At 40.1% G+C, this 6,033-nt stretch carries 4 protein-coding genes and 1 pseudogene; 4 read left to right on the forward strand and 1 reads right to left on the reverse strand.

The genetic code is table 11. The features are described from left to right. From KK060_RS24340 to KK060_RS24350, 3 genes and pseudogenes are all read left to right on the forward strand, one after another. Window positions 1-194: pseudogene (locus KK060_RS24340) on the forward strand (1-deoxy-D-xylulose-5-phosphate reductoisomerase); the annotation flags it as partial. Between the two features lie 22 nt (window positions 195-216). Beyond that, window positions 217-1,557 (forward strand): RIP metalloprotease RseP, encoded by a 1,341-nt coding sequence (rseP, locus tag KK060_RS24345; RefSeq protein WP_254157812.1) that lies wholly within the window; start codon window positions 217-219, stop codon window positions 1,555-1,557. Window positions 1,558-2,078: 521 nt separating this feature from the next. Next, window positions 2,079-2,441: a hypothetical protein gene (locus KK060_RS24350; RefSeq protein ID WP_254157814.1), complete on the forward strand. Its 363-nt coding sequence runs from the start codon at window positions 2,079-2,081 to the stop codon at window positions 2,439-2,441. A gap of 164 nt (window positions 2,442-2,605) precedes the next feature. Here the strand turns inward: KK060_RS24350 and KK060_RS24355 are convergent, their stop codons facing one another. Next, the gene (locus KK060_RS24355; protein WP_254157816.1) at window positions 2,606-4,576 is read right to left on the reverse strand and encodes an OmpA family protein; all 1,971 of its coding nucleotides are present in this window, start codon (window positions 4,574-4,576) and stop codon (window positions 2,606-2,608) included. 177 nt (window positions 4,577-4,753) lie between these two features. On the opposite strand from KK060_RS24355, the gene KK060_RS24360 reads away from it, so the two are divergent. Beyond that, window positions 4,754-6,033, forward strand: a 1,280-nt coding sequence (locus KK060_RS24360) for an LON peptidase substrate-binding domain-containing protein (RefSeq protein WP_254157818.1), incomplete at its 3' end; no start/stop codon positions are given.

Genomic DNA, 6,033 nt, shown 5'->3' on the forward strand with positions numbered 1-6,033 from the left:
TGCCGTGTGTGCTTAATGCCGCTAATGAGGTGGCTGTAGCGGAATTTTTAAAGGATAATGTTGGTTTTATTGAAATGTCCGATATTGTGGAACAATGCCTTCAGAAAATTGCTTTTATAAAGAGTCCTACATACGAAGATTTTGTGAATACGGACAAAGAAACACGTATCCACGCGATGGAATTAATAAAATAGTCAAAAAAGTAAATAAGTAGAAATGGATTGGATGATTATGCTCGCTCAGCTGTTGCTGAGTCTCTCTTTTCTGGTTGCGGTGCATGAGTTTGGGCACCTTCTGGCCGCAAAATATTTTGGGATGCGTGTTGAACAATTCTCGATTGGATTCCCTCCCAAAATCTGGTCATTCAGAAAAGGAGAAACTGAGTATGCAATAAGTGCTATACCGCTTGGTGGATATGTGAAGATTTCCGGAATGATTGATGAATCACTGGATACAGAAACAATGAAGCAGGAACCACAGCCTTGGGAGTTCAGGTCGAAGCCTGCATGGCAACGGCTTATTGTAATGCTCGGTGGAATCACGGTTAACGTTATTGTAGGTGTTCTTATCTTCATTGGTCTTACTTACGCATTTGGCGATACTTACATCTTAAAAGATGAAGTTAACAAACATGGTGGTTTCCAGGTTGGAACAGTAGGGGAAAGCATCGGTTTAAAGACAGGTGATAAGATTGTAAAGATCAACGACCAGGATTATCAGTACCTTCAGGAATTGGTTAAACCTCAGACCCTGTTAGGGGAAAACCTTTCATATACAGTAGAAAGAAATGGTGAGCTGATAAAGATTCCTGTACCTGGTGACTTCATCAAGAATTTCAACAAGAAAGAAAATCACCTTCAGTTTATTGGTATTCGTGCCCCCAACTATATTGGTAAAATTAAAGAAGGAATGATGGCTGATGAGATCGGCCTTAAACAAGGCGATCAGCTTCTTGATGTAAACGGAACACCGATACAATATGCAGATCAGGTGCCTGACCTCGTTCAAAAAACTGCAGGAGATACCATTCAATTTACCATTAAAAGGGGAGAAGAAGTTCTTAAATTTAAAGAGGCTTTCAGGGACAAGAATCAGAAAGCCATTGGTATCATCAGCTGGATGATCCCTGAAGATTATCTTAAAGATGCTGAAGTTATAAAACGCTATGGCTTCTTTGAATCAATTCCGCTTGGTACAAAAAGAGCATTTGAAACGCTACAAACACAAATCACTGCTTTTGGTAAAGTAATATCAGGTTCAATATCCCCGAAGGAGTCGCTTTCAGGTCCTATTGGTATAGCGCAGGCCTTTGGTGTTGAATGGGATTGGGAACGCTTCTGGTCTTTAACAGGAGTTCTTTCTTTGGTACTTGCATTCATGAACCTCTTGCCAATTCCGGCTTTGGATGGTGGACACGTTATGTTCCTCACTTATGAAATGATATCAAGACGTAAGCCATCTGATAAATTCCTGGAAACAGCACAGAAAGTAGGGATGGTATTCCTTCTTGCATTGATGGTATTCATCTTCGCAAATGATATTATTAAGTTATTCTAGAATATTTACAACTTCTTAAGGGCAAGAGACCTGGCTGTAAAGTCGGGTCTTTTTGCTTTTATACGGCTACCCGTAAAAAAGTAGGCAATAAGCAAAAGGCAATGTCGTAGGTAATGACAATACAATAGGCAATGCTAAAAGTGACTATGAGTAATGACCATTGACTTAATGACTAATGACCGTTGACCATTGACTTTCTTCGTCGCTAATACCTTACCCGAGGATGCCTCGACCATGCTTCGAGGATGCTTCGACTATGCTTCGACCATGCTTCGACTTTGGCTCGAGTTTCATTATCGTTTTATTACTATTTCAGCATAAATAACCCTAGAATAAACTTCTGGCTGTGCTCAGGAGATAATCGGATATTTTATTACGGATTAGGCATTAGTGTAGAATCAAACCAATGGTTCAATGGGTGGTAAGTAATATATTTGCCTCAAGGACTGTCTCTGATTTTTGAGTGATTTTCAATGTGTTATCTTGCCGATGATATATTTGTATATTATAAATAGTCTTTAATGTATACGCCGATTGTTAGAGTTATAATACTTGTCCTAGGACTAATTCTTGGGTTCTATTATTACATGACCGATAACCCAACCCCTGCATTGTTAACATTATTTGGCGTAGCCCTGGTGGTATGGGGATATTTCAAAAATGGAACAGTCTACTTGGCTTGGAGAAAAGTAAAAAAACAGGATTTTCAGCAAGCAGAAAGAATACTAAGTCAAACAAAATATCCTGAATTATTAAAGAGAGAACAAAAAGGATTTTATCACTTTATAAAAGCAATGATTTCAGCTAATGCTAACGATATTGACAACGCTTATATCAACTTTAAGAAAGCGTTGCAATTTGGGGTTAGGACACAAAATAATTAGGCTATTATTTATGTCAGTTTAGCTGATATAGAAAGAGAAAGAGGAAATTTTGGCGAGGCAGAGAAGTACCTGAAAAATCTCGAAGGATTAAAATATAAAAAGCTTCTTAATTCAGAGGTTGTAAAACTTAAAGACAAACTGATATCTGATAAAGATACACGAAACTAATTCTTGGTAATATTAAACTCGACGCGTCTGTTTAGTTTACGATCTTCATCGGTATGTTCTTCAATAAGTGGCTTGGAGCTTCCGAATCCCTGTGCCTCTATACGATCAGGATCAATTTTAAACATATACATCAGATACGCACGAATCGCATCAGCTCTCGCCTGAGATAGTCTTAAATTAGAATCCTCAGAGCCTTGTCTGTCTGTATGCCCTGAGATATTAAGTTTTAATCTTGGATGGTCTATAAGGAAGTTTGCAAGTTTATCAAGGTCGCTATGCATAGAAGGGAGAATATCAGCTTTTCCGTTTTCAAACTCGAGTGATTGAAAAGCAATTTTGCTTTCGATAGGTTCAGTCTCACGGTTCATTTCCATATCACCATCCATGAAGAAAAGTTCTTCGATCCTGAAAAAGTCATCACCTTGAATAATGAGCAGGTAATTTCTTTTGTTAATCAGCTTGAAATCGAAGGAGCCATCTGGTCTTAGAAACTTAGGCGCAACTTCAACACCCTCATCAAGATCGATGACGGATACAATCCCCTTAAAAGGTTTTTTAGTATTGGAATCTACCAGCGATCCTTTGAGGTTAACAATGGCCTCCGGTTGAGCTTCCATGGGTACGGGAAATGAATGCAGGTCAAGGTTGTCAATATCTTCTGCTTCCGACCTGGCGTAATAAAGTGTGTTAGACTGCGAGTCGATAGTGAAATAGTATTCACTTCCTGGTCCATTTACAAGAGGGCCAATGTTCTTCGGTTCTTCCCATTTGCCAAGGTTATTGTAGGCTTTGTAGATGTCAAAGTCGCCAAACGTTACAGGCTGACCATTGGAGCTAAAATACAATACATTGAAGCGGTGATGGAAAAATGGACTTACCTCACTGCCGCGGGTATTAACAATTGGTCCTGCGTTTACTGCCTTTTGCCACTTGCCTTCCAGATCCTTAACAGTGTAATAGATATCAGACATGCCGAAACCACCAATACGATCAGAAGCAAAGAACAAAGTATCTCCTGAGTGCGAAAGAGAAGGATGCGAATCCCACGCTGTTGAATTAACAAGTAGTCCCAGGTTTTGAACATTACCCCAGGTACTGTCCTGCTTTAACTCTGCCTGAAAGAGATCACAATTCCCATGTGAATCCGGCGAGTTGCAGCGTGCAAAGTAAAGTTTCTTTCCATCTCTGCTCAGGCATGCCGAGCCTTCATTGTATTGCGTATTAATGGTTTTGAATGCCTGGGCTTCATTCCATTGCCCGTATTGACGGATGGTAAAGAACAGATCTTCATTATAAGTCTTTTCAAGCACGTTTTGATGATGACTGTTTCTCTTTGAAGTGAACAGCAGAACAGAGTCTAAATTGCCAATTGTAGGAGCGTAATCTGCCTTCGTTGAATTAATCCAATCTGCCATACGAAGCAGTACGCCTTGCGGAGGCCGTAATGTGTCAATTTCTTTCCTGTAGGCTACAAGCTCGTAGTATTCTTTAAGGGGAACGTAGTAGTCCCTCTCATTCTGCGAGAGCGTGTCATATTCGCGACGCACCTTTCGAATGTCAATATTCTGGCGGTTGTGCTTAAGAATTAACCGATATAAAAGGATGGCTTCGCCCTGCTGTCCGTATTTTTCAGAGAGTTTGGCTAATTGCCAAAGCAGCTCGGTCTGCTGAGCAAAATTCTCTATTCCAAAGTTATAAACGTATGTCCTCAGTTCCTTGTAAAGCTCCTTTTCTGCAGCCGAAAGCTGCAGTTGTTTGATTCGTTTTAATTTATCTACATCGGAATAAAGCTTGATTTTATTTATATTGGGGAAATCAAAGATGTCAGATTGGCTGTAGCTAGTGACACTATCATTTAGCTGAACCATTCCGCCCTTTTTGAATTTCTTATTGGATTTTTGAGCCGTCAGTGAGGCAGTGGTAAAGACTAAAAACGTTGATAATAAGATGAAAAAGTGGGTTTTCACACAACCTTAGTTAGTTGGAATGCACGCAATCTGATTAGTTTACAGGCTGGCGGCACTTTAAAGTTCATATAATTTTACTTCTTTTACAACTCACTGGCACTACTATTGTCCAAATTACACGTTAATAAGAAGAATTGAAGGTTTATTGTTTAGTGTGCCAAAGTGACATTGCATTACATGTTTAAATCGTTACCCATACAACTAGTACAGGAAGATACCGATGATTTGATCCAAATGATCAATCCGGAGCAGGAAAGTGATCTGAAACCGGAAGATCTTCCTGGCGAAATTCCAATACTCCCCATAAAAAATACTGTACTGTTTCCCGGGGTTGTTATTCCTATAACAGTAGGAAGACAAAAATCAATTAAGCTGGTAAAGAAGGCTTATCAGGGAAACCGCATTATCGGCGTTGTAGCCCAGAAAAACCCACAAGCCGAAGAACCAACTATAGATGATCTTTACCGTACAGGCACCGTAGCTCGCATCATTAAAATGCTTGTGCTGCCCGATGGAAATACAACCATTATTATTCAGGGAAAAAATCGTTTCAGCATACGCGAGTTTGTACAGGAAGATCCATTTCTTTCTGCAAGTATCGATTTGCTGACAGAACCTGCATTGAATATCGAAAGCAAAGAAGCGAAAGCTTTGGTGCAATCATTAAAAGATGCAGCATTAAAGATTCTGAAGCTGAACCCTGAGATACCACAAGAGGCACAAATAGCACTTGATAACATTTCAAGTATGTCTTTCCTGGTTCACTTCCTGTCGTCTAACCTTAATGTAGAGGTTGCTGATAAGCAAAAGATCCTGGAAACCCAGAATCTGATTGACAGAGGTACGCTTCTGCTACAATTCATGCTCAAAGATATCCAGATGCTGGAGATCAAACATGAGATACAGAAGAAGGTGCATACTGATATCGATCAGCAGCAACGCGATTACTTTTTGCGCCAGCAGATAAAAGTACTCCAGGATGAACTCGGTTATGATGGTCCTGATAAAGAAGTAGAAAAACTCCGTAAACGCGCAGAAGGTAAGAAGTGGCCTAAATCGGTTAAGGAACATTTCAATAAAGAACTCGATAAACTCCTTCGTATTAATCCCATGGCTGCAGAGTACCCTGTTGCCATGAACTACATTGAGTTTATGCTTGACCTGCCATGGTCAGAGTTCACACAAGATGACTTTGACCTGAAGCGTGCGAAAAAAATTCTTGATCATGATCACTTCGGTTTGGAGAAAGTGAAGACAAGAATTCTTGAATATCTTGCCGTGCTCAAACTCAAGCAGGATATGCGCGGGCCAATCTTATGTCTCTATGGTCCTCCCGGTGTTGGTAAAACATCACTCGGGCGTTCCATTGCTAAAGCATTACAGCGTAAATACGTGCGTATGTCATTAGGTGGCGTGCATGATGAAGCAGAGATCAGGGGCCATCGTAAGACTTATGT

Origin of the sequence: Chryseosolibacter indicum (genome assembly GCF_018598585.1) — a bacterium.
GTDB classification, from domain to species: Bacteria; Bacteroidota; Bacteroidia; order Cytophagales; family Cyclobacteriaceae; genus Chryseosolibacter; species Chryseosolibacter indicus.